The sequence below is a fragment of the Lentzea californiensis genome, assembly GCF_024648825.1.
In the GTDB taxonomy this organism is placed as follows: domain Bacteria; phylum Actinomycetota; class Actinomycetes; order Mycobacteriales; family Pseudonocardiaceae; genus Lentzea; species Lentzea californiensis.
Window position 1 is genome coordinate 200,382 of sequence record NZ_JANBBE010000011.1, and the last position, 26,500, is coordinate 226,881.

Annotated in this window: 24 protein-coding genes; 17 read left to right on the forward strand and 7 right to left on the reverse strand. The window is 69.6% G+C overall.

Annotation, left to right across the window (positions count from 1 at the left end):
- Nucleotide 1: 1 nt before the first annotated feature.
- The gene (locus tag LX88_RS32900) at nucleotides 2-3,514 is read right to left on the reverse strand and encodes an ATP-binding protein (protein ID WP_258951676.1); all 3,513 of its coding nucleotides are present in this window, start codon (nucleotides 3,512-3,514) and stop codon (nucleotides 2-4) included.
- Nucleotides 3,515-3,608: 94 nt separating this feature from the next.
- Between LX88_RS32900 and LX88_RS32905 the strand changes: the two genes are divergently transcribed.
- From LX88_RS32905 to LX88_RS32950, 10 genes are all read left to right on the forward strand, one after another.
- On the forward strand, nucleotides 3,609-4,988 hold the full coding sequence (locus tag LX88_RS32905; protein WP_258951677.1) for an extracellular solute-binding protein: 1,380 nt from the start codon (nucleotides 3,609-3,611) through the stop codon (nucleotides 4,986-4,988).
- Nucleotides 4,981-5,847, forward strand: a complete 867-nt coding sequence (locus tag LX88_RS32910) for a carbohydrate ABC transporter permease (RefSeq protein WP_258951678.1) — start codon at nucleotides 4,981-4,983, stop codon at nucleotides 5,845-5,847. The genes LX88_RS32905 and LX88_RS32910 overlap by 8 nt, the downstream gene beginning before the upstream one ends.
- Nucleotides 5,844-6,665, forward strand: a complete 822-nt coding sequence (locus LX88_RS32915; RefSeq protein WP_258951679.1) for a carbohydrate ABC transporter permease — start codon at nucleotides 5,844-5,846, stop codon at nucleotides 6,663-6,665. The genes LX88_RS32910 and LX88_RS32915 overlap by 4 nt, the downstream gene beginning before the upstream one ends.
- Nucleotides 6,665-7,648: an ABC transporter ATP-binding protein gene (locus LX88_RS32920; protein WP_258951680.1), complete on the forward strand. Its 984-nt coding sequence runs from the start codon at nucleotides 6,665-6,667 to the stop codon at nucleotides 7,646-7,648. The genes LX88_RS32915 and LX88_RS32920 overlap by 1 nt, the downstream gene beginning before the upstream one ends.
- 2 nt (nucleotides 7,649-7,650) lie before the next feature.
- A complete protein-coding gene (locus LX88_RS32925; RefSeq protein WP_258951681.1) occupies nucleotides 7,651-8,343 on the forward strand; it encodes a phytanoyl-CoA dioxygenase family protein in 693 nt (230 codons plus the stop codon).
- 130 nt (nucleotides 8,344-8,473) lie between these two features.
- On the forward strand, nucleotides 8,474-9,295 hold the full coding sequence (locus LX88_RS32930; RefSeq protein ID WP_258951682.1) for an ABC transporter permease: 822 nt from the start codon (nucleotides 8,474-8,476) through the stop codon (nucleotides 9,293-9,295).
- The gene (locus LX88_RS32935) at nucleotides 9,292-10,296 is read left to right on the forward strand and encodes an ABC transporter substrate-binding protein (RefSeq protein ID WP_258951683.1); all 1,005 of its coding nucleotides are present in this window, start codon (nucleotides 9,292-9,294) and stop codon (nucleotides 10,294-10,296) included. Before LX88_RS32930 ends, LX88_RS32935 begins: the two co-directional genes overlap by 4 nt.
- Before the next feature lie 11 nt (nucleotides 10,297-10,307).
- On the forward strand, nucleotides 10,308-11,099 hold the full coding sequence (locus LX88_RS32940) for an ABC transporter ATP-binding protein (protein ID WP_258951684.1): 792 nt from the start codon (nucleotides 10,308-10,310) through the stop codon (nucleotides 11,097-11,099).
- Between the two features lie 140 nt (nucleotides 11,100-11,239).
- Nucleotides 11,240-13,270, forward strand: a complete 2,031-nt coding sequence (locus LX88_RS32945) for a PQQ-dependent sugar dehydrogenase (RefSeq protein ID WP_258951685.1) — start codon at nucleotides 11,240-11,242, stop codon at nucleotides 13,268-13,270.
- Nucleotides 13,267-14,196 (forward strand): LamG-like jellyroll fold domain-containing protein, encoded by a 930-nt coding sequence (locus tag LX88_RS32950; RefSeq protein WP_258951686.1) that lies wholly within the window; start codon nucleotides 13,267-13,269, stop codon nucleotides 14,194-14,196. The genes LX88_RS32945 and LX88_RS32950 overlap by 4 nt, the downstream gene beginning before the upstream one ends.
- Before the next feature lie 53 nt (nucleotides 14,197-14,249).
- On the opposite strand, the gene LX88_RS32955 is transcribed toward LX88_RS32950, so the two are convergent.
- Nucleotides 14,250-14,804, reverse strand: a complete 555-nt coding sequence (locus tag LX88_RS32955; RefSeq protein WP_258951687.1) for a DUF4232 domain-containing protein — start codon at nucleotides 14,802-14,804, stop codon at nucleotides 14,250-14,252.
- A gap of 88 nt (nucleotides 14,805-14,892) precedes the next feature.
- A complete protein-coding gene (locus LX88_RS32960; protein ID WP_258951688.1) occupies nucleotides 14,893-16,068 on the reverse strand; it encodes an SGNH/GDSL hydrolase family protein in 1,176 nt (391 codons plus the stop codon).
- 66 nt (nucleotides 16,069-16,134) lie between these two features.
- Between LX88_RS32960 and LX88_RS32965 the strand changes: the two genes are divergently transcribed.
- A complete protein-coding gene (locus LX88_RS32965; protein WP_372511466.1) occupies nucleotides 16,135-16,674 on the forward strand; it encodes a class I SAM-dependent DNA methyltransferase in 540 nt (179 codons plus the stop codon).
- A 13-nt stretch (nucleotides 16,675-16,687) separates the two neighbouring features.
- Here LX88_RS32965 and LX88_RS32970 read toward each other — a convergent pair whose 3' ends face one another.
- Nucleotides 16,688-17,506: a LysR family transcriptional regulator gene (locus LX88_RS32970; RefSeq protein ID WP_258951690.1), complete on the reverse strand. Its 819-nt coding sequence runs from the start codon at nucleotides 17,504-17,506 to the stop codon at nucleotides 16,688-16,690.
- Between the two features lie 83 nt (nucleotides 17,507-17,589).
- Between LX88_RS32970 and LX88_RS32975 the strand changes: the two genes are divergently transcribed.
- Complete coding sequence (locus LX88_RS32975) at nucleotides 17,590-18,459, forward strand: MBL fold metallo-hydrolase (protein WP_258951691.1); 870 nt, start codon at nucleotides 17,590-17,592, stop codon at nucleotides 18,457-18,459.
- A gap of 29 nt (nucleotides 18,460-18,488) precedes the next feature.
- On the opposite strand, the gene LX88_RS32980 is transcribed toward LX88_RS32975, so the two are convergent.
- The gene (locus tag LX88_RS32980) at nucleotides 18,489-18,839 is read right to left on the reverse strand and encodes an MmcQ/YjbR family DNA-binding protein (RefSeq protein WP_258951692.1); all 351 of its coding nucleotides are present in this window, start codon (nucleotides 18,837-18,839) and stop codon (nucleotides 18,489-18,491) included.
- Between the two features lie 334 nt (nucleotides 18,840-19,173).
- Here LX88_RS32980 and LX88_RS32985 point away from each other — a divergent pair, with 334 nt between their 5' ends.
- From LX88_RS32985 to LX88_RS32995, 3 genes are all read left to right on the forward strand, one after another.
- Nucleotides 19,174-19,908 carry a carbonic anhydrase family protein gene (locus tag LX88_RS32985; protein WP_258951693.1) on the forward strand — a complete coding sequence of 245 codons (735 nt, stop codon included), beginning with the start codon at nucleotides 19,174-19,176 and terminating at the stop codon, nucleotides 19,906-19,908.
- Between the two features lie 94 nt (nucleotides 19,909-20,002).
- Nucleotides 20,003-20,272, forward strand: a complete 270-nt coding sequence (locus LX88_RS44785) for an MFS transporter (protein WP_443674881.1) — start codon at nucleotides 20,003-20,005, stop codon at nucleotides 20,270-20,272.
- A 380-nt stretch (nucleotides 20,273-20,652) separates the two neighbouring features.
- Nucleotides 20,653-21,861: an MFS transporter gene (locus tag LX88_RS32995; RefSeq protein WP_258951694.1), complete on the forward strand. Its 1,209-nt coding sequence runs from the start codon at nucleotides 20,653-20,655 to the stop codon at nucleotides 21,859-21,861.
- On the opposite strand, the gene LX88_RS33000 is transcribed toward LX88_RS32995, so the two are convergent.
- Nucleotides 21,768-22,361, reverse strand: coding sequence for a DedA family protein (locus tag LX88_RS33000; RefSeq protein WP_258951695.1), 594 nt, complete (start codon nucleotides 22,359-22,361; stop codon nucleotides 21,768-21,770). The two genes, LX88_RS32995 and LX88_RS33000, sit on opposite strands and share 94 nt — an antisense overlap.
- Nucleotides 22,362-22,469: 108 nt before the next feature.
- On the opposite strand from LX88_RS33000, the gene LX88_RS33005 reads away from it, so the two are divergent.
- Together LX88_RS33005 and LX88_RS33010 are read left to right on the forward strand one after the other, a co-directional pair.
- Nucleotides 22,470-23,822 carry a gamma-glutamyltransferase gene (locus LX88_RS33005; protein ID WP_258951696.1) on the forward strand — a complete coding sequence of 451 codons (1,353 nt, stop codon included), beginning with the start codon at nucleotides 22,470-22,472 and terminating at the stop codon, nucleotides 23,820-23,822.
- Nucleotides 23,823-23,922: 100 nt separating this feature from the next.
- The gene (locus tag LX88_RS33010) at nucleotides 23,923-25,086 is read left to right on the forward strand and encodes an MFS transporter (RefSeq protein ID WP_258951697.1); all 1,164 of its coding nucleotides are present in this window, start codon (nucleotides 23,923-23,925) and stop codon (nucleotides 25,084-25,086) included.
- On the opposite strand, the gene LX88_RS33015 is transcribed toward LX88_RS33010, so the two are convergent.
- Entirely contained in the window at nucleotides 25,039-26,151 is a 1,113-nt protein-coding gene (locus tag LX88_RS33015; protein WP_258951698.1) for a hypothetical protein, read from the reverse strand. The two genes, LX88_RS33010 and LX88_RS33015, sit on opposite strands and share 48 nt — an antisense overlap.
- Nucleotides 26,152-26,500 lie beyond the last annotated feature (349 nt).

Consider the following 26,500-nt stretch of genomic DNA (forward strand, 5'->3'; position numbering starts at 1 on the left):
GCTATTTCCGGGCGATAACCAGCCACTCATCGCCGGCGTCCGGCACGGAGCCGATCTCGCGGTAGATCCGGAGGGCTTCGCGCCGGTCACCGCTCAGACAGGCGACCGCGGCGTCCTTCCAGCGTGACCAGGACACCTCGGCGAGGCAGTCCGGGCCGTGGCCCGCGGCCGCGAGCACGATCGGCAGGTCGACGCCGATCGGGCCGGTGATCTGGCGGCCGCGCAACAGGGTCAGCAGTTCGCCGGCCTCGACCGGGTCGCCGTGCCGGAGGGCGATGCGGGCTTTCAACGTCAGCGGGTGCTGCAGCTCGCCGGGACGGCCTGTGCTCCTCGCGAGTTCCAGCGCCCGGTCCGCGTCCTCGGCGGCACCGGTGAGGTCGCCGGTCAGCAACCGGACGCGGCCGCGGGCGGCGTGCAGGTGGGACTGGCCGGGGGAGCGGGCGATGGACTCGCCGACGTGCTGAAGGGCTTCCGCGTACCGGCCGTTCCAGAACAGGTCCAGGTACCTCGACGAGTCGAGCCAGGCGATGGTGTCGTCGTCGCCGTGCCTCCGGGCGGCCACCCGCGCTTCGGCCCTCACCGCGAGCCGGGCGTCGGCGTCGCCGAGCACGGCGTAGGCGGTGCCGGTGTTGAAAAGGCACAGGCTGGGCGAGACGCCGGCCGTCCTTCGCTCGGTCACGGCCTGGAGCATGTCGCCGATGCCGTCCGGGTCGCCCTGCTTGACCCTGGCCAGTCCCAGGGCTTCCAGTGCGATGGCCCGTTCGACGCCGGCGGTACCCCGCAACGCCTCCAGCGCGGCGCTGACCGCGTCGTCCAGCCTGTCCACGAGGGTCAGGGAGTGCGCGAGGTACGCCTGCACGCCGGGCACCCGCTCGTCCGGCCCGGCCAGCGCGAGGAACTCGATCGTGCGGTCGAGGTGCCGTTCGGCCGCCGCGTGGTCGCCCTGGTGCCACGTGGCGCGCCAGGACGACCGGGAGGCCTCCGCGGCGCCCGCGAAGTTTCCGGCGTCGCGGTGCAGTTCGACGGCTTCGGTCAGCTCCCCGAGCCCTTCGCCGTTCCACGCCAGGCACGATCCCAGCAACGTGAGCAGGCCGGCCTTGTCGGAGTGGCCGGGTGGGCAGACGGCCAACGCGGCGCGGTAGCACCGGATCGCGGTGTCCCTGGCGGCCAGGGAGGTGGCTCTGCGGCCCGCGTCGGTCAGGGCCGTCCGCGCCTTGCGGCCCATGATGTCGCACGGTTTCCCCGAGGCCTCGGCGATCCACACCGCCTCCTGGAAGTGGTACGCGAGCAGGGGAACGTGCTCGAGCGGCAGCGCCTGCACCCACTCGGCCGCGTGGTAGTGCTTCATCGCCTTGGTGCCCCGCGGAACCCGGTCGTAGGCGACGTCGCGCACCAGCACGTGGCTGAAGGCGTACTCGGCCTCGCCGAAGACCTTGCTGGGCTGGCGCTTGAGGAAGTCCCGCTGTGCCAGCACCTCCAGGCTGCGCGCGATCTCGGCGGCGTCCCGTTCCGCGACGACCGCGACCGCGCCCGGCCAGACCGCCGGGCCGAGGACCGCGGCGTCCTGCAGCACGGACCTCTCCAGCGGGGGCAACGAGTCCAGCCGCGCGCCGATGACGGTCTGCACCGTCTCCGGCAGGGCGTCCGGGGCGCCGTCGCGGAGCATGCGGACGTACTCGGCGGCGAACAGCGGGTTGCCCGCCGCCCGGCGCAACAACGTCCGCACGTCCGCCACGACGTCGTGGCGGGCCATCAGGGTCTCGAGCAGCCGTGCGGTGTCCTCTTCGGACAGTGCGTTCAGCGTGATCGACTCACCCCGGACCGGCGGCCCCGGGCGTGCGGTCAGGAGCACCAGCAACGGCACGTCGTCCGCGGTGTCGGCCAGTCCGTGCAGGAAACCGAGCAGCAGCTCGTCGGCCCAGTGCACGTCCTCGACGATCACCACCAGCGGTTCCTCCGCCAGGTGCTCGACCAGCCTGCGCCACGCCATCAGCACGTCGCTGCCCTGCGGCCCGGCACCGGCCAGCGCGCAGAGCTGGGTGACGAGCCACGGGTCGTCGCTGATCGCCTGGATCTTGGCGGTGACCGCGGCGGCGTCGTCGCTGTCGAAGATCCGCGCGTGACTCCGCACGATCTCCGCCAGCGGGGCGAACACGTCGTCGCGCGCGAACGGGGGCGTGCGGCCGGTGAGCGTCCGGCGGCCCGTGGCGAACTCCCGGACGAGCCTGCTCTTGCCCACGCCCGGCTCGCCGACCACCGTGACCGTCCTCGGCCGGCCCGTCGCCCTGACCTGCTCGTAGGTCTCGGCGAGCGCGGCCATCTCGCGCGAGCGGCCCACGAACGGCGAGTCGTCCCCGGCCGGCGTGAGCGCCCTGTCGGTCACCGGGCACGTCCTCACCTCGCCCTTCCCGGTCTGGGCCAGCAACCGCAGACCGGCGTCGAGCACCGTGCCGCCGACCTCGACGCGATCGCCGGACGTGACCAGCGCCGGTCCGGTGGACACCGCTGCGGCAGCCGGGTGTTCGCCGGTGATCTCGAACGCGGCCCGCACGGCCCGTGCGGCGTCATCCTCGCGGTTGACCGGCGCCCCGAACGCCGCGCAGACGGTCGAACCGAGTGTCGTGACGGTGGTGCCGCCGAAGTCCTCGACGTGCCTGAGCACCTGTGCGACCGCGGTCTCCAGCCGTTCGTCGGCGGCCTCGTCCGCGCCCGGCAGCTCCAGCCGGACGACGAGGACGCTGACCTTCTTGCGTTCCAGCATGGTCCGCGCCGGGCCGGGGGTGGCCGCGAGGGCCGGGTCCTGGGTGAGGATCGCCCGTTCCAGCGCGGCCAGTTCGGGCCCGGGGTCGATGCCGAGCTCGGCGGCGAAGCGTTCCCGCGCCGCGCGGAAGACCGCGAGCGCGTCCGCCTGCCTGCCGGACCGGTAGAGCGCGAGCATCAGCTGGCCGCACAGGCGTTCGCGCAACGGATGATCGCTCACCAGCGCCTCGAGCTCGGCGATCACCTCGCGGTGGCGCCCGCACGCCAGTTCGGCGTCGAACCTGTCCTCGACCGCCACGTCGCGCAGGTGCGTGATCTCCACCAGCGCCGGCCACGTGACGCCGTCCGCCACCAGGTCCGCGAGCACGGGCCCGCGCCACAACGCCAGCGCGTCCCGCAGGATCGTGGCCGTCTGCTCCGGCCCCGGCGCGCTCGCGGCGCGGTGCAGGGCGGCACGGAACCGGTGCAGGTCAACGCGATCCGGTTCCGCGCGCAGCAGGTAGCCGGGCTTGCGGGTGACGATGTCGAGCCCGGCCTTGCGCAACGCCGACACGACGTTGAGCAGGATCCCGCGTGCCGTGGGCGGGTGCCCGCCGGGCCACAACGCCGCCGTGAGCTCGCTGATCGACACCACGCGGCCCGCGTTGAGCAGCAGGAGACCCAGCGTCGCCCGGCGGGTGAACCCGCCGACCCGGTGCTCCCTGCCGTTCACGCGGACCTGCAGGGGACCGAGTACCGCGAACTCGACAGACATCGGTCTGGACCATACCGCCGATCACCGCACCGGACGGGTGCCTTCCGCGCGCTGAGAGCTTGTGGCCGCCGTGATCCAGTGCCATGTTGGACCGATGGGGCGAACAAAGGTGTTCGGGCTGCTGGTGGCGTGCGGGCTGCTGGCAGGATGTCTGGGGCAGACGCAGAGCGGTGATCAGGCGCGCAACGCCGACGCCAAGGAGATCACGCTGACGATCGTCGCCAACGCGGCGGTGGGCGGGAAGAACGCGCGCGGGGCGAACTGGATCCAGAACTGGGTGATCCCCAGGTTCACCGAGGTGCAGAAGGCCAAGGGCGTCACGGCGACGATCAAGTTCGAGCAGAACGGCACCGGCGACGAGGACTTCAAGACCAAGGTCGCACTCGACCTGAAGACCGGCGGTGGTGGCGACATCATCGAGATCGACGGCATCTGGCTCGGCGAGTTCGCGCAGGCCGGGCAGATCAAGCCCCTCGACGAGGTCGTCGGCGACACCGGCTGGGACGGCTGGAACCAGATCCCCGAAGCCGTGCAGGGGCTCGGCGAGTTCGACGGCAAGCGGTACGGCGTGCCGATGGGCACGGACGGGCGCGTGCTGTTCTACAACAGGAAGTTGTTCGCCCAGGCCGGGTTGCCCGCCGACTGGCAACCGAAGTCGTGGCAGGACGTGCTCGACGCGGGGGCGAAGCTCAAGTCCCTCCAGGGCGTGACGCCGATCCAGCTCAACGCCGGCAGCGCGATGGGCGAGGCCACGACCATGCAGGGCGTGCTGCCCGCGCTCGCGGGCACCGGCAGGCCCGTCTACGAGAACGGGAAGTGGCAAGGGGATTCGGCGCAGGTCAAGGACGTCCTCGCGCTCTACCGGAAGATCTACGGCGGTGGGCTCGGCGATCCCGTGCTGCAGCAGGAGGCCAACGGCCGGCAGCGCTCGTTCACGCTGTTCAGCGAGAACAAGATCGGCGTCCTGCTGGAGAGCGACTACTTCTGGCGGTCCGTCGTCGAGCCGAAGAACGGTGTGGCCGCGATGGCGGACCGCGACGCCGCCGTCGGCTGGGCGCTCGTCCCGGCCAGGGAGCCCAAGGCGGGCGTCGGCGGGCAGGACTTCGTGAGCATGTCCGGCGGAGGCGTCCGCGTGATCAACCCGAACACCCAGTACCCCAGGCAGGCGTGGGAGTTCATGCAGTTCCTCAACTCCGCCGAGGCCGTCAAGGAGTCGCTCGCCGGCACCGCGCAGCTCACCCAGCGCCAGGACGTGAACGACCAGGTGCTCGGCGGCGACCCGATGCTGTCGTTCATCGCGGAGAAGGTCCTGCCGATCACCCGGTACCGGCCCGGTCTCGCCGACTACCCCAAGGTGTCGGCCGCGCTGCAGCAGGCGACCGCGGACGTGGTGTCCGGCGAGAGTCCCGACGACGTCGCGCGGGCCTACAGAGAGGCGTTGGTGAAGGCGGTCGGCGAGCAGAACGTTGGATAGCTCCGGCCTGGGCGTCCGGCGCGCCGTCGGGTTCGTCGCGCCGGCGCTGCTGCTGATCGGGATCTTCCTGGTCTTCCCGGCGCTGTGGACGCTTTACATCGGCATCACGAACTACCAGCTCACCGGGGCCGCGGCGGCGAACCCCCAGGTGGTCGGCTTGGACAACCTGGTCGAGGCCGTCCGCGACCCGCTGTTCACCAACTCGGTGTGGCTCACGGCGTTGTTCGTGCTGTTCTCGGCCGTCATCGGGCAGAACGTGCTCGGCTTCCTGCTCGCGTGGCTGCTGCGCTCGGTCAGCCCGTGGCTGCGGCGCACCACCGAGGGCCTGGTGCTGCTCTCGTGGATCCTGCCCAGCACGGTCGTGGCGTTCCTGTGGTTCGCCGTGCTGAGCCGCGACACGGGCACCCTGGGGCTGCTGCTCGGGCAGCCGGAGACGTCGTGGCTGGTGCAGTACCCGATGACCAGCCTGATCGTCTTCAACATCTGGCGCGGCACGGCGTTCTCGATGCTGCTCTACACCTCGTCGCTGGCCGCGGTACCACCCTCGCAGCTGGAGACCGCGCGGCTCGTGGGCGCGTCGGGCTGGCAGACCGTGCGGGACGTGGTGTTCCCGCACATCCGCGGCCACGTGCTGACGAACACGCTGCTGATCAGCCTGTGGACGGCCAACGACTTCACGCCGTTCCTGCTGACGTCCGGCGGCCCGAACCACCAGTCCGAGGTGCTGCCGGTGCTGATCTACCGGCAGGCGCTGGAAGGCGGTCAGCTCGGGTACGCCTCCGCGATGTCGATGCTGTTGCTGGTGGGCAACCTGGCGATCGCCCTGGTGTACCTGCGGCTCCTGCGGAGGCGGGCATGAGTCCTCTGTGGATCATCCGGCGGATCGGCTTCTACGTGCTGATCACGGTGGTGCTGGCGTTCTTCGCGGTGCCGATGCTGTGGCTGGCCTCGGCACCGTTCGACGCGAAGCCCGGACTGGGGCTGCGCTGGCCGGACTGGACGTTGCGCAACGTCGTGGCGACCTTCGAGCACCCGTACGCGCTGACGTCGCTGGTGAACTCGCTGGTGCTGTGCGCGGTCGCGACCGTGGTGACGACGGTGCTCGCGGCGCTGGCGGCGTACGCGCTGTCGCGGGTGCGGATCCCGGGCCGGGACCTGTTGCTGTACCTGCTCCTGCTGCTGTCGAGCGTCGTCACGGGCACGGCCGCGATGGTGCCGATCTTCGTGATGATGCTGCAGCTCGGTTTGATCAACTCCCAGTTCGGCACGGCGCTGGTGATCGCGGGCGGCATGCTGCCCGCGGCCATCTTCATCCTCAAGGACTTCATGGACGCCGTGCCGCGGTCGTACGAGGAGTCGGCGCGGGTGTTCGGCGCCTCACCGCGGCAGGTGCTCGCCCACGTCGTGCTGCCGGTCGCGCGGCCCGGTGTCGCGACGATCTTCGTGTGGGCGTTCGTCAACGCCTGGGGCAACTTCCTGCTGCCGTTCCTGCTGCTGCGCGACGTCGGCCAGCAACCGGCGGCCGTGCTGCTGCGCACCCTCTACGACGAGGGCGGCAGCGCCAACCTGACCGTGATCCCGGTGTTCTCGCTGCTGTACTCGATCCCGGTGGTCGTGCTGTACCTGTTCGTGAGCAAGCGGTACGGGTTCCGATTCCACGGAGGCATCAAGAGCTGATGGCGGGCATCACTGTCGAGGACCTGTCCACCGTGTACCCCAACGGGGTGCGGGCGGTGGACGGGCTGGACCTGGAGATCGCCGACGGCGAGCTGTTCGCCCTGCTCGGCCCGTCCGGCTGCGGCAAGACCACGTTGCTGCGCACGATCGCGGGCCTGGAGGGCGCCACCGGCGGGGCCGTGGCGATCGGCGACCGCGACGTCACGCGGCTGCAGCCCGGTGAGCGGCGGATCGCGATGGTGTTCCAGGACTACGCGTTGTTCCCGCACATGACGGTGTCGGAGAACATCGCCTACCCGCTGCGGGTGCGGGGCGTCGCGAAGTCCGTGCAGCAGGAGACGGCCGTGCGCACGGCCGGAGGACTGAGCCTGGGCGCGCTGCTGGACCGGCGGCCCGGCCAGCTCTCGGGCGGCCAGCAGCAACGGGCGGCGCTCGCCCGCGCGGTCGCGGCGTCGGCCGAGGTGCTGCTGCTGGACGAGCCGCTGTCCAACCTGGACGCCCGGCTGCGGCTGGAGGCGCGGACGTTCCTCAAGAAGCTGCAGCGCGAGCTGGCGCTGACGACGGTGTTCGTGACGCACGACCAGGCTGAGGCGCTGGCGCTGGCCGACCGGATCGCGGTCATGGACGCGGGCCGGATCCGGCAGCTCGGCACACCCCGGGAGGTGTTCCAGCGGCCCGCGGACACGTTCGTCGCGAACTTCATCGGCTCGACGCCCATGAACCTCGTGCCGCGCGGCTCGGAGATCATCGGCGTGCGGCCCGAGTACCTGTCACCCACCGCTGAGGGACTGTTCACCGGCGAAGTGTCCATTGTGGAGAACCTCGGCGTGACGTCGCTGGTGACGCTGGACTGCGGCGAGGACCAGATCGGCTACGTGGTGCCCGAGGACGACGAGCCCGCGATCGGCTCGACGGTGACCGTCGGGGCCTCGCCCGCACGCGTTCTGCGCTATGACAAGGAGACCGGCCTACTCGTGAGGTGACGATGTTCCAGACCGATGGCTACGAGACGCACTCCAGCGTGCTCGCGCCGGCGAAGTTCGAGGCGCTGGCCGCGCACTTCGAGGCCAGGCTGGCGGCCCTGCCCGACGGGCAGCGCCCCGAGCACATGGACGTGCCGCACCTGACCGACCCCGCCCTGTTCGAGTGGCTGCTGGACCCGGACGTGCTGGACCTCGTCGAGTCGCTGATCGGCCCGGACATCGCGCTGTTCTCGTCGCACTTCATCTGCAAACCCGCCGGCGACGGCAAACCCGTGCCGTGGCACCAGGACGCGCACTTCTGGCGCGACAGCATCTCGCCCGCGGGCGACGCGATCACCGTGTGGCTGGCGATCGACCCCTCGACCGTCGAGAACGGCTGCCTGCGGGTGATCCCCGGCAGCCACCTCGCGGCCGCCGAGCACACCGACGCCGCCGACTCGTTCTTCAACCAGGAGACGGAGGTGGACGAGTCACGCGCTGTCGACGTGGAGCTGGAGCGCGGGGCGTGCAGCGTGCACTCGGCCATGCTGGTGCACGGCAGTCCACCGAACCGCAGCACCTTGCGCCGTTGCGGCTACACGATGCGGTACATGCCGACGACGGTCCGGTATATCGAGCCCGGCGGCCGCGGCATCTACCTTGCGCGCGGACGCGACCACGCCGGCAACGCCTACAGCTCTCCCGAAGACACCTGATAATCGCCAATAGTCGTGAAAATCGATTCAGTCGTGCCGAACCTCCCTGTGATCGATCCTCCGCCTTGACCGTTCAGCAGACCGGACATAGCGTACTTGGAAAGCGCTTTCCGAGACCCCGGGGAGTTTCGTGGACACGGATCGGACGGACCGCTGGCGCGGCGTCGTGGAGCGGACGTGGCGTCCGGTCGCGTTGCTCGCCGCCTGCCTCGCCATCTGGCACCTCATCACCGTCACCGGCATGGTCGAGGCCTATCTCGTGCCCTCACCGGCCAAGACCTTCGGCCTGCTGGTGGACAAGTGGTCGTACCTCTGGGGTCACACCTGGGTGACGACCTACGAGACCGTCCTCGGGTTCGTCATCGCGGGAGTCCTCGGCGTGCTCATGGCCGTCGCGATGGTCTACTCGAGGACGATCGAGAGCACCGCCTACCCGATCCTGCTGTTCGCCCAGGTCATCCCGAAGATCGCGATCGCGCCGCTGTTCGTGGTGTGGCTCGGTTTCGGCTTCGAGCCGAAGGTGATCGTGGCCGTGCTGATGGCCTTCTTCCCCGTGGTCATCTCCACCGTCACCGGCCTCAAGTCCGTCGACACCGAGATGCTCGAGCTCGCCGCGACGATGGGCGGCGGCCCGGTCAAGACGTTCGTGAAGATCCGCTTCCCGGCCGCGCTCCCGCACCTCTTCGCGGGTCTGAAGGTCGCGGTCACCCTCGCCGTGACCGGTGCCGTGGTCGGCGAGTTCGTCGGTTCCAACGAAGGCCTCGGCTACGTGATCCTGCAGGCCAACGGCAACATGGACACCCCGATGCTGTTCGCCGGCCTGATCGTCATCTCGCTGGTCGGCGTCCTGCTCTTCCTCCTGCTCGACCTCGCCGAGAAGCTGATGCTGCCGTGGCACGCCAGCCGGCGCGGCGCCGCCGTCACAACCCTTCTCGCGAAAGGCACGGCATGAAGAAACTGCTCGCAGGTCTTCTTCCCGCGTTGCTGCTGGTCGCCGCCTGCGGTGGCGGCGACACGACGTCCGGGGCCGGTGGTGAGGTCAGGGAGGTCACGCTCACCCTCAACTGGTACCCGTACGGCGAGCACGCGCCGTTCTACTACGGCGTCAAGCAGGGCATCTACGAGAAGCACGGCATCAAGCTGAAGATCCAGGCGGGCCAGGGCTCCGGCAAGACCGTCACGGCCACCGGCGCCGGCCAGACGGACTTCGGCTGGGCCGACACGTCCGCACTGGCCACCGCGGTCGAGCAGGGCGTGCCGGCCAGGAGCATCGGCGTGTTCCTGCAGACGACCCCGGCGTCCGTGCAGTTCTTCACCGACAAGAACATCAAGAAGCCGGAGGACCTGAAGGGCAAGTCCGTCGCCACCACGGCGGGGGACGCGCTGACGAAGACGTTCCCGGCTTTCCTGAAGCAGAACGGCATGCAGGAGTCCGACGTCTCCATCCAGAACATCGACCCCGCGGGCAAGATGGCCGCGGTCATCTCGAACCGGACCGACGTGCTGCTCGGGTTCGCGTCCGACCAGGGGCCGACCATCAAGGAGAAGTCCGGCAAGGACGTGGGCTACCTGCGCTTCTCGGAGTTCGGGTTGAACTACTTCAGCAACGGGCTGCTGACGTCGAAGTCGATGCTGCAGAAGGACCCCGAGCTGGTGAAGAAGATGGTCACGGCCACGCAGGAGGCGTGGGCAGAGGCCGAGAAGGCACCGGAGGCCGCGGCCGAGTCGATGAAGGGCGCCGCCGAGCAGCTGCCGTCGCCGACCGTGGTGCTGGAGCAGTTCAGGACGACGCTGACACTGCTGCACACCGACGCCACCAAGGGCAAGGCGCCGGGCGTCAACACCGTGGAGGACTGGAAGAAGACCATCGAGACCTTCCAGAAGACCGGCATCATCAAGGAAGCCTCCGAGCCGTCGGCCTACTGGGAAGAAAGTGTTGCCCCGAAGGGATGAGCGCAACAGGGATGAGCACAACTCTGGGAACCACCTCTGCTGTCGCCATCGATGACGTCTCCGTGCGGTTCCAGTCGAAGCGCACGGAGGTGACCGCGATCCAGCAGGTCTCCATCGACGTGGCGCCGGGCGAGTTCGTGTCCATCGTCGGGCCGTCCGGCTGCGGCAAGTCGACGTTGCTGAAGCTGGTGTCCGGCCTGCTGAAGCCGTCGTCGGGCACGGTGACGTTGCTCGGCGAGCAGGTGCGCGGGCCGCGTCACGACATCGGGTTCGTGTTCCAGCGCGCGGCGTTGCTGGAGTGGCGGTCGGCGCGCAGGAACATCCTGCTGCAGGCCGAGATGCGCGGGATGAACTCCGCCGAGGCGGGCAGGCGGGCCGGCGAACTCATCGAGATGACAGGGCTTTCCGGGTTCGAGAACGCGTTGCCGCACGAGCTGTCCGGTGGCATGCAGCAGCGCGTGGCGTTGTGCCGTGCGTTGCTGCACCAGCCTCGCGTGCTGCTCATGGACGAGCCGTTCGGCGCGCTGGACGCGTTGACGCGCGAGCAGATGAACGTCGAGCTGCACCGGGTGTGGCGGGAGACCGGCACGACGGTGCTGCTCGTGACGCACTCGATCGCGGAGTCGGTGTACCTCGCGAACCGGGTGATCGTGCTGACGCGACGGCCCGCTGTGGTCAAGGAGGTCATCGAGGTCGACCTGCCCGCCGAACGGGACTACTCCGCGACGATGGCGCGTCCGGAGTTCGCGTCGGCGACCGCGCACATCCGCGACCTCCTCGGAGCCGTGACAGGACAGGACTGATCGTGCGGCAACGGTTGTAACCACCTTATTAGCTGGGTAGCGTTCGGGTTCCGTCGCGTTGGAAAGCGCTTTCCGTCGCCGTGCTGCACGGCCTGGCCCACAGGGTGGTGGGGATGTTCCGACGGTTATCTCGTTTGACGGTGACAACCTTCGTGCTCTCGACGTTGCTCGTGCCCGTCGCCTCGGCACAGCCGGACGTGCCGATCGCCGACCCGTTGCCGACACCGGGCGCCTCCGGTATCAGCCTGGAGCTGACCGAGGCCGCGCAGCTGCCGAAGTCGCAGCCCGTGCCACCGCCGACCGACACCAGACTAGTGCGCTACAACAGGATCAACTACCTCGGCGAGGTGCCGGACGGCTCCGGCCGGATGTTCGTGCCGGACATGAATGGCAAGCTCTACCTGCTGCACGGCGGAGTCCAGCACGCGTTCCTCGACCTCGGAGCGGTCATCGGCCCCGACTTCCACACCCACCGCGGCCTGGGGAGCGGCTTCGGGTTCGCCGCGTTCCACCCGGACTTCAGGAGCAACGGCACGTTCTACACCGTGCACACCGAGACCGGCTCGGCACTCACCACGAAGAAGCCCGACCTGCCCTCGCCCGCGGACACGCAGGTGCACGGCGTGATCACCGAGTGGACGGCCTCGGACCCGCGCGCGGACGTCTTCACCGGCACGCACCGCGAACTGCTGCGGGTCGGCTTCGCGTCGTACATCCACGGTTTCCAGGAGATCGGTTTCAACCCGACGGCGCGCCGGTGGGACGAGGACCACCACCTGCTCTACGTCGCGTCCGGTGACGGCGGCATCGGCGTCTCGACCACGGTGCCGCAGGACCTGGCGCTGCCACAGGGCAAGATCCTGCGCATCGACCCGGCTGGTCGTGACGGCGTCAACGGGCAGTACGGCGTCCCGCGCGCGAACCCGTTCGTGCGCAAGGCAGGCGCGCTGGGCGAGATCTACGCGTACGGCATGCGCGACCCGTACCGCTTCAGCTGGGACCGCGTCACCCGCCGGATGTACATGGGCCACATCGGCGAGAAGGCCGTCGACGCGGTCTACGAGGTCCGCAAGGGCGCGAACCTGGGCTGGAGCGAACGCGAGGGCATCTGGGAGTACCGGCGCGGCGACCCGTCGTGCGGCGTGTTCCCGCTGCCCGCCGACGACGCGAAGCACGGCTACATCTACCCGGTCACCGGGTTCGACCACAACCGGCTGCCGTCCCAGCGGCCGTGCGCCGACAGCGGCAACGCGTTGATGGGCGGCTTCGTCTACCGCGGCTCGAAGATCCCGGCGTTGCGCGGCAAGTACGTCTACGGCGAGGGCGTGAAGGGCCTGCTCTACTACGCCGAGGAACGCGAGATGCGTGCAGGCCGGCCGATGGCCCCGTCGCGCGAACTGATGGTCCACGTCAACGGACAGCTGACCACGATGAAGGCACTGGTGAACGACCCGAACCGCGTCGACCTGCGCTTCGGCCAGGACGCGGCCGGTGAGCTCTACGTGCTGGCGAAGGCGAACGGCAAGATCTGGAAGGTGACGGGTGCCCGCACCTTCGCCTCCTGCGCCGCGGGCCACGACGTCGTCGCCGGGACCGGCTCCGCGCGGTCGTGGCAGCCGGTGACCCCTGCGCTCTGGCAGTTCCCCGGCCGTGAGGTCGTGCTGGCCCAGCCCGGCGTCGCACGACCGGGTCCGCGCCGCCCGTTCGAGTACGCGGTGCTGCAGAGGGGACCCGCTTTCGGCTCGGTGCGGGTCGACGCCTCGGTGCGGTTGGACACCCCGGTCGCGGAGTCCAACCGGGACGTGATCATCGTGTTCGGCCACCGGTCGGACACCGAGTTCTACTACGCGCACCTCTCGTCGGACAACAAGATCTACCCCCACAACGGCATCTTCGTCGTGAACAACGCCGACCGGCTGCGCCTGGACCACCAGTGGGACCCGGTCCGCTCGGTCGGCGCGGCCCCCGCCGTCACCGACACGGCGTGGCATCGCGTGCGGGTCAAGCATTGCGCCGACTCGGGCGAGATCGCCGTGTACCTGGACGGTTCGCCGTACCCGTTGATGACCGCCGTGGACAAGACGTTCGCCTCGGGCCGCGTCGGCTTCGGCTCCTTCGACAACGTCGGCAGGGTCCGCGACCTGCGAGTGCACGGCAAGGGGATCCGATGAGGCGGCTGGTCGTTCTAGGGTTCACTGCGTTGTTCTGCATCGGCTTGGCCGCACCGGCGCAAGCCACGTTCGGCACGGTGCTGCCGACCCTGCAACGCAACCTGGTGTCGCACTACGACTTCGAACACCCGGTGCGCGGCGACAAGGCCCTGGAACAGGACAGAGGCCGTTCGGGGACGGCGTTGCAGCTGATCAACGGCGGCGCCGGCATGCGCGTGCGCGACGGAGCGTTCCGGCGCAGCCGCAACTCGGTGCAGCTGAAGCAGATCACCCCGGCGGCCGCCGGCAACGACGACTGGAAGGCGGGCCTGTACAGCGAAACCGGCGTGCCCACGCTGAACGCGTTCAACGGGGCACGCCAGGCGTCGATCATGGGCTGGGTGAAGATGACGGGCCAGAACCCGGCCCCGAACTCGAACTCCGCCGACCCTTCCGACCTCTACGGCGCCATCGGCCTGGCCGGCGTCCTGACCGGGGACTCCAACGGCCACGCGGTGCGCGCACTGCTGGAACTGATCCAGGTCGACGGCGAACTGAAGCTGGTCGCCCTGGCCCGCAGGCTCGACGGCGGCGACTCGCAGACGTTCGCGGCCACGGAACCGTGGCAGAAGCTTTTGCCGCAGAACGAGTGGGTGTTCCTCGCGGCGACGTTCGACTTCGACACCGGCACGATGGCCCTGTACCGCAACGGGAATCCGCTGGCGGGCAGGTACGTCGCCGCAGGTGACCCGTGGAGGCTCGAAGGCGAACCGGAACCGGACCTGGCGTCCGCGACCGACCCGCGCGGGTACAAGATCGGCGGCAGCTACCCGCAGAACACCCGCGAGGGCAACGCCTGCAACTGCCGGATGGACAGCCTGATGTTCCTCGACCGGGCCGCCCACCCGTGGGAAGTGCGCCTGCAGTACCGCTGGATGAACGGCTAGAGCCTGTATCGAAGTCTGGCCCGCGATAGCCGGGCCCGACTTCGATACAGGCCCTAGTCGAACACCAGGACGCCCTGGGCGGCCGGCTGCATCGTCCCGACCTTGGCCTCGCTGACCTTCAGCGTGGTCAGGTCGGCGATCGGCCGGCCGTCCGTCCCGATGAACGCCACCTTCACCGGCACCATGCCCGGCAGTTCGGCGGTCATCTCGTTGATGGCGAACGAGTTAACTTCGTCATCGACGTCGAGCTGCACGCCCGCGAACGCGGTCTGCCCTGGCTGCAGCGTGATCGACGGACCCTCGCCGGGCACCAGCTTCTGCTCCACCGGGATCGCGGCGGGCTGGTTCGCGGGGTTGGTGAAGGCGAGCTTGGGCCAGCCCTGGAACGTGATCGGCGCGGTGCCCTGGTTCGTCGCGGCCAGCAGGCCGAGGCCTGGCTTGCCCTGCATGGTCAGTTCGGCCTTGACCGCGGGCTGCTGCTTGTCGCTCGTAGCGCTCGCCGACGTGAACGTGTTCGTGCCGGCCGCCTCGCCCTGGGGTGCCGGGCTCGGCGAGCCGCAGGCCGTGGCGCCGAGCGCGAGAGCGGCGGCGAGAATCGTGAGACGCATGCGTGACCCCTGACCCGGTGGTTCGTGTTGATCTCCATCGGATGTCCGGGCCAGGGGGTCGCGCAAACCCGCACCGCTCGATCGGGTGTCATAGGGTGGCGACCCGCACCGCCTTCGCCATCGCCTCGAAGCCCTTGTCGCCGGGGTGCAGGTGGTCGCCCTGGTCGTAGTCGGGCTTGATCCGCTGCGGGTCGGCCGGGTCGCGGATCACCTGGTCGAAGTCGACGACGGCGTCGAAGTCGGGGCTCGTCCGGATGAACGCGTTCACGGCCTGGCGCACCGCCTCGAGCTCCTCGGTGTAGCTGTTCCAGCCCTTGAACGGCGTGATCGTCGCGCCGATCACGCGCAGGCCGCGGTCGTGCGACCGGGACGCGATCTGCTTCAGCGCGGCGATGATCTTGGCCGGGTCGGTCTGGTGCGGGGTCTGCTGGATGTCGTTGATGCCCTCGAACACGATCACCGAGCGGACGCCGGACTGGGTGAGCACGTCGCGGTTCAGCCTGGCCAGGGCGTTGGGGCCGGCCCAGTCGCCGTCGAGCAGCAGGCGGTTGCCGCTGATGCCCGCGTTCAGCACGCCCAGGCGGGTGTTCACGCGGTCGGCGAGCTGGTCGGGCCAGCGCAGGTTCGCGCCCCACGTCGAGTTCGCGCCGTCGGTGATCGAGTCGCCGAGTGCCACGACGCTGCCCCGCAGGCTGGACGACCTGACGTCCACGCCCGAGACGTGGTGCCAGTTCGTGGTGCGTTCGCGGTAGGCGGCGGCGGACTCGTCGGCCGTGTGGTTGCCGTCGCGGGTGAAGTACGAGTTCTGCATCGTGAGCTGGTGGCGCGTGACGGGGCCGCCGGGCTCCGGCGTGTAGATGCTCACCAGCAGGTCGGAGTCGGCGGGCACGGTCAGCGCCACGCCGTCGCTGACCACGTCGGCACCGGGCGGGGCGGTGATCGACTGAGCGCCGCCGAACGTCAGCGTGCGCATGGTGCCGGGCAGCGCCAGGGGAGTGTCCGGACCGGCTGCGCGCGCGACCGTGACCTGGCCGAACAGGATCGGCGTGCGGCCATAGGCGTTGGAGAGCCGGACGCGGATCTCCTTGCCGCCGGCGCTGACGTGCACGATGTTGCGCACCGAGAAGTTCGGATAACCGTTCTCGGTACCGGGGACCGCCGAGGACGGCGCGGTCGCCCACGTGCCCACCCAACGCGGCGGTGCGGCCTGTGCGGGCGAGGCCGCGGCCACGAGCAACGCCACTGCCAGCAGAAAGCGCGTCATACCTCGACCTTGGCAGCGCTCCCACATGTCCGCCATCCGCCGATCTACGGATCTATGATGCGACTCGTGTGGAACGGGGCGGAGTACCAGCGCAGGTTCGACTCGCTCGCCGAGTCCGGGATGGACGTGCACGGCGAGGCGACCTTCGTGCGCGCGTTCGGGCCGGCCTCCGTCCTGGACGCCGGCTGCGGCACCGGACGGGTCGGCATCGAGCTGGCGAGGCACGGCATCGAGGTGGTCGGAGCGGACGTCGACGCCTCGATGCTCGCCTACGCGCGCGAGCAGGCGCCGGACATCGCGTGGGTGCGGTCCGACCTGGCCGAACTCGACCTGGGCCGGACGTTCGACGTGGTCGTCATGGCGGGCAACGTGCCGCTGTTCACCCCGCCCGGCACGCAGGCCGCGCTCGTCGCGGGTGTGGCGCGGCACGTCGGGAACGTGCTGGTCGCCGGGTTCAGCCTGGACCGCGGCTACACCGCCGAGGACTACGACGACCACTGCGCCCAAGCCGGGCTCACGCTGGTCGAGCGGTTCGCGACCTGGGACCGGAAGCCCTTCGAGGGCGGCGACTACGCGGTGACCGTGAGCCGTCTCGACAGGCCCTGACCGCGCAACGTGGTCAGCGGTACGCCTTCGCCGCGGCTTCGACGAAATCGAGCGTGAGCGGTTCGTCGGAGATCCACGCGATCACGACCGGGCTGGGCGGCATGTCGGCCAGCGGCACCACGACGAGCTCGCCCAGGTCGTGACCGAGCGGCGCCAGGCCCACGGAACCGTTCCACAGCACGGACTGCACGCACTCCTGCACCGCGCGGACGGTCGGGCCGGTACGTGGTCTCCCGCCGTTCCAGTAGTTCCGCCAGATCTCGTCGGTGCCGTCCGGGAACTGGAACCAGTCGCGACCGGCGAGGTCGTCGGTGGTGATCCGTTCCCTGCCCGCGAGCGGATCGTCGCGCCGGAGCACCGCGCCGACCGGGTCCTGCCGCAGCACCAGGGTCTTCAGGCCGCTCTCGTCGAACGGGCCGCGCGTCAGCGCGACGTCGACCTGGCCGGTGCGCAGACCGCAGGTCGGGTCGGTCAGGTCGGTCTCGCGCACGCGGATCTCGACCTGCGGGTGTTTGCGCCGGAACGCCGCGGCCAGCCTGGCGGCGCCGTGGTCACCGAGCATGCCGACAGTGATCGTCGTCCTGGCGAGCTTCACGCGGATGCGGTCGGCGTGGTCGAGCAGCGCCCTGGCCTCGGCGAGCAGGACGTGGCCCGCGTCGGTCAGCGTGACGCCGGCGGGGGAGCGGTGCAGCAGCGTGGCACCGAGGTCGCCCTCCAGGTGCTTGATCGCCCGGCTCAGCGGCGGCTGGCTCAGGTGGAGCCGCCGCGCGGCGCGTCCGAAGTGCAGCTCCTCGGCGACGGCGACGAAGTACCGCAGGGTCCGCAGCTCCATGATCAGGCACGATACTCGTGCGGTATCGGGGCTGCGCAGATGGTCTTGGACGCCACCCCGCCCTCGCGGGTGGAGTGGAGTGCATGAACCTCCCTGATCCCGCCGTCCACGTCTCCGGTGCAACCGAGGTGGCCGGCGGCGTGCTGGTGATCCCCAACGAGCACGTCAGCCTGGTGCCCAACATCGGCATCGTCAGCGGCACCGAGGCGATCCTCGTGGTGGACACCGGACTCGGCCTCACCAACGCGTCACGGGTGCGGGACTTCGCCGAAGAGGTGGCGCGCGGCCGGCGCATCCACCTGACGACGACGCACTTCCACCCCGAGCACGCGTTCGGCGCGTCCGCTTTCGAAGACTCCTACCTGGTGAACCGCGCACAGGCAGATGACCTGCGGCGCAAGGGATCCGGCTACCTGCAGCAGTTCCGCGGCTTCGGCGGCACGATCGCCGAACGGCTGGCGGAGGTGGAGATCCCGGTGCCGGACGAGGTGTTCGACGGCGTCCGCGCACTCGACCTCGGCGGCCGCACGGTGCTGCTCCGGCCGACCGGACGCGGGCACACGCTCGGCGACCAGGTGGTCGAGGTGCCGGACGCGGGCGTGCTCTTCACCGGCGACCTGGCCGAGACCGGGCAGTTCGCGATCTTCCCGTGGTTCCCCCCGCACGACACCGACGTCTCCGGGCTCGCGTGGATCGGCGTGCTGGACGGGCTGATCGCCGGCCAGCCCCGCGTGGTCGTGCCGGGACACGGGACGGTCGGGGATGTCGGTGTGCTGCAAGGGGTCCGGGACTACCTGGGCGAACTGCGGGACGAGACGTGGCGGCGGCGCGGCTCCGCCATGGCGCTCGACGAGATCGTGGCCGAGGTGACGGCGGTGCTGGTCGAGCGGCATCCCGAGTGGGCCGGTCGGGAGTGGATCGAACCCGGGGTGGGCTGCCTCTGCGCCGAATAGTCCTGTGTGCTCGATAGCTTCAGTGTTGACTAAATGAAGTCCTCGCCGAGGTGCTCGCGGATGACCTTCTTGGGCACGCACAAGATCCAGGCGCCGATGACGAGCTCGGTCATCTCCTCGACGTCGAGCTCGGCCATCGAGGCGTGCACCCACTGGAAGCGCATGTCGGCCTGGCTGGGGAACGCGAACTTGCGCGGATCGCTCGCGACGAGCGCTTCCCGTTCCTCGCGCGGGTAGCCGAAGCCCAGCACGGTCTCGTCGCGGGAAAGGGCCGCGTAGACGATCTGGCCCACGCGGAACTTCACCCGGTCGCGGATGAGGTGTTCGGTGGTGCGCGGCAGTGTGAGCGCCACGGCGCGGATGTCGGCGACGGTCACCATCGGTCCATCTTGGCGTACACGCTGCGTCAGTGGAGTCACTTCAGGCAAATTCGGCAAATCCGCTTGAATCGGACAATAGTGATCAAGAACGTTCTAGTTCTTCATTTCGAACACCTGGCCTATGCCGTCTCAATTCGAATTTGTGTCGTCAACCAACTGGCCGCTGAAGCCGTTGTTGCAAGTAATTTGCGGCATTCTGACCTGCATGTTCGCACGTCGACGGGCTGAAGCAGTTCAGTTTCGTCCCGGTTGGGGCGGCGGGAATATTTCGGGTCGTTGAGAGCGCGACCACACTCTCTTCCCCATTTCACCCGATCGGGTGAAAAGTAGCGCCATGAACATCAAGCGGTCCCTTCCGGCGCTTCTTCCACTCGTGCTCACCGCGACTTTCTTCGCGAGCGGCGCGGCCGAGTCGGCGACGCCGAAGCAAAGCCCCGTGAACGTCACGTCCAACGCGATCCGGTTCGACCCGCACGCGCCCAAGCTCGACGTGACCTACGGACACTCCGCGCTGGAGTTGAAGTACATCCGCAAGGACGCGGACCAGGCCAACGGCTGCACGACCCGCGACCACGAGGAGACAGAGGAGGCGGAGGTCGAGCCCGGCGCCGGCCACGTCACGGTGGCGGGCACCAGATACGACCTGGTCCAGTTCCACTTCCACACGCCGTCCGAGCACAAGTTCGGCGGCCGCAACACCCCGCTCGAGATGCACCTCGTGCACCGCAGTGCCGAGGGCAGGCTGCTGGTGGTCGGCGTTCCGCTGGTCGTCGGCTCGCACTCCGTCGTGGACGACGTGCTGGCGAAGCTCTCGCCTGAGTGTGGCGCCCCGGTCGACATCGAGCCCATCGACCTCAACCGGTTGCTGCCCTCGGGTTACCACACGCTGCACTACACCGGTTCGCTCACCACGGCGCCGTTCACCGAGGGCGTCGAGTGGTACCTGACCGGCGAGCAGCACGTGTCGGCCGCGACCATCGCGCGGTTCAAGGGTCTGTTCACCGCGGGCAACGCTCGCGCGACGCAGCCGCTCAACGGCCGCACGTTCGTGGACGTCCCGCGCATCTGAGTCGAACAACGAGGCGAGAGGCCGGTTCCTGGCGGAACCGGCCTCTCGCCCTTGCGATCAACCCTTCGCCATCGGCACGACCGAGTTCGTGATCATGGGACTGCTTCCCGAGGTGGCGGCTGAGCTCGGCGGTTCCATTCCGGGTGCGGGGTTGCTGATCTCCGGTTACGCGCTGGGCGTCGTGATCGGCGCGCCGTTGCTGACCGTTCTCGGCGGGCGCCTGCCGCGCAAGATGCTGCTCGGGCTGATGGTGCTGTTCATCGCGGGCAACCTGGTCTCCGCGCTCGCGGACACCTACGGCGTGCTGATGAGCGGTCGCGTGGTCGCGGCACTCGCGCACGGCGCGTTCTTCGGCTCGGCGTGATCGGGCTGCTCGGCTGTTCGGCGCGGCCGGGTTCGCCACGGTGCCGCCGCTGCAGATGCGGGTCATGCAGACCGCGGCGGGCGCTGGCGTCGGCGGCGAACATCGCGGCGTTCAACCTGGGCAACGCCGCTGGTGCGTGGCTGGGCGGGCTCGCGATCGGGCACGGTCTCGGCTACACGCGCCGAACTGGATCGGAGCCCTGCTCGCGGTCGGTGGCCTGGCGATCGCCGTGGTGTCCGTGCTACTCGAACGGCGTGTGAGCAGCGGCACCGCCCCGGAGTCTTCTGAAGCGCGTCAGAAAGACCGTAAAATCGTTCCAGTAGCTAACTGGTCTCTGCTGCTGACACCCATTGGGGAAAGCCTTGAACAGCACCCGCGCCATGACCGCTCTCGCGCTCGGCGGGTTCGGCATCGGTACGACCGAGTTCGCGACGATGGGCCTGCTGCCGCAGATCGCGGAGACGTTCGGCATCCCCGACTACGAGGCGGGCCACGCGATCAGCCTCTACGCCGCCGGTGTCGTCGTCGGCGCCCCGTTGATCGCGGTGCTCGGGGCCAAGCTCCCGCGCAAGGGCATGCTGATCAGCCTCATGCTGGCGGTCGCCCTGGGCAACGGGTTGTCGGCTGTCGCGCAGGACAAGTCGTTGCTGCTTCTCGCGCGGTTCGTCGCCGGACTGCCGCACGGCGCGTTCTTCGGCATCGCGGCCGTTGTCGCCGCCACGCTCGTCGCTCCCGAACGGCGCGGCACGGCCGTTGCCCGTGTGATGGTCGGTCTGACCGTGGCGAACCTCGTGGGCGTGCCTCTCGCGACAGCGGCGGGGCAGCAGATCGGCTGGCGCACCGCGTACCTCGCGGTGGCGGTGATCGCGCTCCTCACGGCCGCGGCGATCGCGGCCTGGGTACCGCTGGTGCCCAAGGTCGAGGGCGCGTCCATGAAGGCCGAGGTCCGCGCGTTCGGCCGTCCGACGGTGTGGTTCGCGATCTTCACCGGCATGATCGGCTTCGGCGGCATGTTCGCCGTCTACTCCTACGTCGCCCCGCTGACGACCGAGGTCGCCGGGCTGCCCGGCGGGGTGGTGCCGTGGGTCCTCGCGGTGTTCGGGCTCGGCATGACGCTCGGCGCGACGTTCGGCGGCCGGTTCGTGGACCGCTCGCCGACGGGCTCGGTGTTCGGCGGGCTGATCGCGGTCTGCGTGATCCTGGTGCTCTTCGGGCTCACCGCGACCATCCCGGCCTTCCTGTTCCTCTTCCTGTTCCTGCTGGGCTTCACCATCCAGATCCTCGCGGCGGCCCTGCAGATCAGGCTGATGGACGCCTCGCCGGACGCCCCGTCGCTCGCGGCCTCGTCCAACCACTCGTCGCTCAACGTCGCGAACGGCGCCGGCGCGTGGCTCGGCGGCCTCGCCATCGCGGCCGGCTGGGGCTACACCTCGACGGCGTGGGTCGGCGTGGCGCTGTCGGTCGCCGGCCTGGCGATCGCGGTCGCCTCGGTGCTCTACGAGCGGCGCGCCTTGGTCCGCGAGACCACGAACCAGACGAGGGCGATGGCCAGCGCCGCCAGCACGACCGTCGACACCCACCCCAGGTAGCGGTCGACCAGCTCGTAGTTGTCGCCGAGCGCGTAGCCGGCGAGGATCAGCGCGCTGTTCCACACGAGGCTGCCCGCCGCCGTGTAGAGCGTGAACTTGAGGATCGGCATCCCGGACACACCTGCCGGGATGGAGATCAGGCTCCGCACGACCGGCACCATGCGCCCGATGAACACGGCCTTGGTGCCGTGCTTGTCGAACCACTCGTCGGCCTTGTCCACATCGGACGCGGTGACGAACGGGATCTTGTCCGCGACCTTGCGCAGCCGCTCCACGCCGAGCCACGCGCCCAGGCCGTACAGCACCAGGGCGCCCACGACCGACCCTGCGGTCGTCCACAGGATGGCGGCGACCAGCGAGATCTTGCCCTGGCCGGCGGTGAACCCCGCCAGCGGCAGGATCACCTCGCTCGGCACCGGGGGGAACACGTTCTCCAGCGCGACCGCGAGGCCCGCGCCGGGCGAGCCCAGCGCCTCCATCAGGCGAGTGATCCACTCCATGGTCGTCGAAATACCCGTTTTGCCCGGGGTTCCAACCTCGGCGGGCCGAGTGGTCGGCGTACCGCACCCAGGTCTACCGTTGACCGCCTTCTCTTCTGGAGGTCGACGGTGCGAGGCGCGATCGCGGCGGGCCACCCGCTCACCGCACAGGCGGGCGCGGCGATGCTGCGCGCCGGTGGGAACGCCGTGGACGCGGCGGTGGCGGCGATGCTGACGTCCTGCGTCACCGAGCCGTTGCTGACCGGCCTCGGCTCCGCCGGGTACATGATGATCGCACCGGCCGGGGAGACCCCGGTGCTGCTGGACTTCTCGGCCGTCGCACCGGGACGTGGCACGACGGGGGACCGCGCTCCGCTGGACCCCATCACCGTCCACTTCGGTGACGCGCAGCAGGAGTTCCACGTGGGACCGTCCTCGGTCGCCGCGTACGGGATGCCCGCCGGTGCCGCGAAAGCCGCGGCCTACGGCCGTGCGCCGCTGCACGAACTGGTGGCCACGGCGGCGATGCACGCCCGTGAAGGCCATCGGGTCAACAGGTACCAGGCGTACGTCACGTCGCTGCTGCTGCCGCTCGCCCACAGCGCGGGCCTCACCGCGTTCGAGGAAGGCGAACTCCTCGTGCAGCCCGCACTCGCCGAGGCCCTCGACCGGCTCGGCAGCGACGGCGCGGCGCCGTTCTACACCGGCGACATCGCGGGCGCGATCACCGACTGGATCACCTCGAAGGGCGGCGACCTCACCCGCCAGGACCTGGAAGCCTACGAAGCCGTGCGGCGCGAGCCGTTGCACGTGCGGCATCGCGGCCGTGACATCCACACGAACCCACCGCCCGCTGCGGGCGGTGCGTTGCTCACGCAGATGCTGGAAGCGTTGCCGGACAACCCGTCGCAGCAGGACCTCATCCGTGCGCTCGCCACCCCCAAGGCGCACCTGAACCGCCTCGGCTCCACCACGCACATCTCCGTGCTCGACGCGGACGGCACGGCGTGCAGCGTCACCACCACGAACGGCGCGGGCTCCGGGATCTCGATCGCCGGCGTGCACCTGAACAACATGATGGGGGAGGAGGACCTGTCGCCGGACGGGTTCTTCAGCCACGCGCCCGGCGACCGGCTGCCGTCGATGATGGCGCCGACCGCGGTGACGAGGCACGGCCAGGCCGAGCTCGTGCTCGGCAGCGCGGGTTCGAGCCGGATCTGCGGCGCGATCCTGCAGGTGCTCGTGAACGTGCTCGACCGCGGCATGCCCGCCCAGGACGCCGTCGACGCGCCACGAATGCACCTCAGTGGAGACCACCTCCACGTCGAACCGGGAATTCGACCGGAAAGTGAACTCCCGGTTACCCGTTTCCGCGCGCCGAGCATGTTCTTCGGTGGGTGCCAGGTGGTCGAAATGACCGAATCCGGCCTGCTCAGGGGTGGTGCAGATCACCGTCGGGACGGAGCGGTCCTCGTGGTGTGAGATTTTGACCGCATCATGGGATATCTAGTTTCCTGATTGCCCGCTCAAAGAGCACGATTGGCGAGTGACGGCACTCAGCGAGAGAACATCCTCGCCGTTCTTGTCCCGTACTTTCCTCCAACTCTCCGGCATCAGCGTCGTGTCGGGCGTGTCGATGGCGTTCGCACTGCCGTTCGGCTCGCTGTTCCTCACCAGCGAAATCAAGGTCACGCCGTTCCAGCTCGGCTTCTTCCTGATCGTGAGCCCGGTCGCGCAGGTCGTGGCGAGCACGATCATGGGCAGGCTCTCGGACGGCCGGGTGCAGCGCCGGTACCTGCTCGCCGCGGGCGGTGTCGCCGGGGCGATCGGCTACGGCCTGTTCGCCGTGCTGCGCGACTACTGGTTCCTGCTCGGCACGTCCGTCGTGTTCATCGCGATCACGGGCGCCCTGCTGCCGCAGCTCTTCGCGTACGGCCGGCAGGTCTCCCAGGGACCGTCGATGGTCGTCAGCGTGCTGCGAACACTGCTTTCGGTCGCGTGGGTCGCCGGACCGCCGGTGGCCGCGCTGCTCGTCGCGAAGACCGGGTGGATCGGTCTGTTCGCGTCCACCGCCGTGCTGCAACTCGGTGTCGCGGTCCTCGCCCTGACGCTCCCGGTGCCACCCGCGCGGGCGGAGGAGGAGAAGGCGGAGGAAGCCGCCGGCTCCGCGGGCGGCACCATGGTGGTCGTTTCGGCCGCTTTCCTGTTCCTGCAGGGGGCTGTGGGCCTCGCGGTGAGCGGCCTGCCGTTGTTCATCACCACCGAACTGCACGGCACGGCCGGTGACGCCGGGATCGCGATGGGCCTGTGCGCCGCGCTGGAGATCCCGATGATGCTGTGGTTCGGCTCGCTGGCGAACCGGATGTCGCAGCACAGACTCGTGCTCATCGGCGCGACGATCGCGTTGGGCTACCACGGGCTGATGGTGTTCACCGACTCCATCTGGCAGGTGATGGCCGCGCAGTTGCTGCACGCCACCGTGATCTCGCTGATCATGGGCGTCGGCATCACGTACTTCCAGAGCCTCGACCCCGGCCGCCCAGGCCACGCCACGACGATGTTCAGCAACACCCAGATCGTCGGCGGCATGGTCGCGGGCGCGTTGCTCGGCGTCTCCCAGCAGCTGGGGTTTCGCTGGGTCTACGGCTTCAGCCTGGCGATGTCCGTCGCCGGACTCGCGCTCCTGCTGGTCGCGGGCTCACTGGATCGTCGAAGCGGTGACCTTCGGCTTGCCGCCCACGCCTAGGTAGAAGATCCCCTTGACGGTCTCGAAACCCAGGCTCGGGTTGCGGCGCAACGTGGAGCCCTCGACCGACATCGAGCCCGAGTTGTCGTTGCTGACGAAGAACACCGCGCCTCCGCCCTCGTTGGCCTGGTTGTCCTCGATCAGCGAACCGGCGACGCGCAGCGTGAACGTGTTGCCGTCGTTGTAGATCGCGCCGCCGCTGCCGCCACCCGGCGTGCCACCGCGGGCCGGGTTGGCGCCGCGGCCGATGGCCTTGTTGTTCTTCATCAGGCTGTTGAGCACGACCCAGGAGGCGCCGATGCTGCTCAGCGCGCCGCCGTTGGAGCACACGCCGCCCTCGAACGTGCTGCCCGTGACGTAGACCGGCACCTTCTCGGCCCAGTCGGTCACGCGGATCGCGGCACCGCCGAGGTCGGGGCCGCTGGTGTCGCACCTGTTGTTCGCGAAGCGGGAGTTCACGACCTTGAGCTGACCGCCGCGCACCATGATCGCGCCGCCGCCCCCTCCGTCGGCCGTGTCGCCGGTCGAGTTGCCGTCCGCGAGGGTGATGTTCTGGACCACGAGCCTCGGTGCGTTGTGGTCGAGAACTCGGCGCTGACCCTGGCCGCTCAACGTGATGCGGCCGCCGCCGTCGAGAACGGTCTTCGCGCGGACCTTCGCGGTCGTGGCCAGCGGGATGGTGAGCGGCTGCGCCCCGCAGCTGAAGGTGACGACCCCGCCGGCGGCGACCGCGTCGACCACGGCCTGCGACGTGCAGCTCGCGGGCGTGCCGGTGCCGATCACGCGGGTGGGCTTCGAGGTGTCCTCGGCGGCGGCCTCCGGCGGCACGGCGGTGGTGCCGTTCGGGTTGCCGAACTTCGCGACGGGAGGAGGCGGGGGCGGAGGAGCAGGCGGTGGGACGGCGCTGCTGCTGCTCGGCTGCGGCGTCGTCGTCACGACGGTGACGGTCTGAGGCGCCGAGGTCTGAGGTAACTGCGGTCCGGCGACGGGGGTACCGGGGATCGCCGTGCCGCAACCCGCCACGAGGGCGGCAAGCAGCACGACGGCCTGTCTACCTGAGGGCATGGCGGGCACCTTAAGCGGGCCGGGAGAGCTTGGCTACAGCCGTTCTCACGGGAAGATCGAGACGCTGAACCGGTTCTGCCGCCCCGGAACGCAACGAGATCAAGGCGTTCTGCAGGCGTTTTCGTTCTGTGACACGGGAACTGGGACAAGATCCGGCTTTTCGGGCCCGGTCCGCCGGGTGTGCGCAGGTGCGAGACGGTGCTTAGCTTGACTCACGAGTCAGGAATCAGGGTCTGCTCCGCCGGTTGCCGTCACGTTGCGTAGACGAAACAGTCCAGTTGCCTGCACAGCGTGCGGTCCATTGAGTCCAAACCATCCGTTCGTGAAAGAACCACGCGTTCGGGTGGCC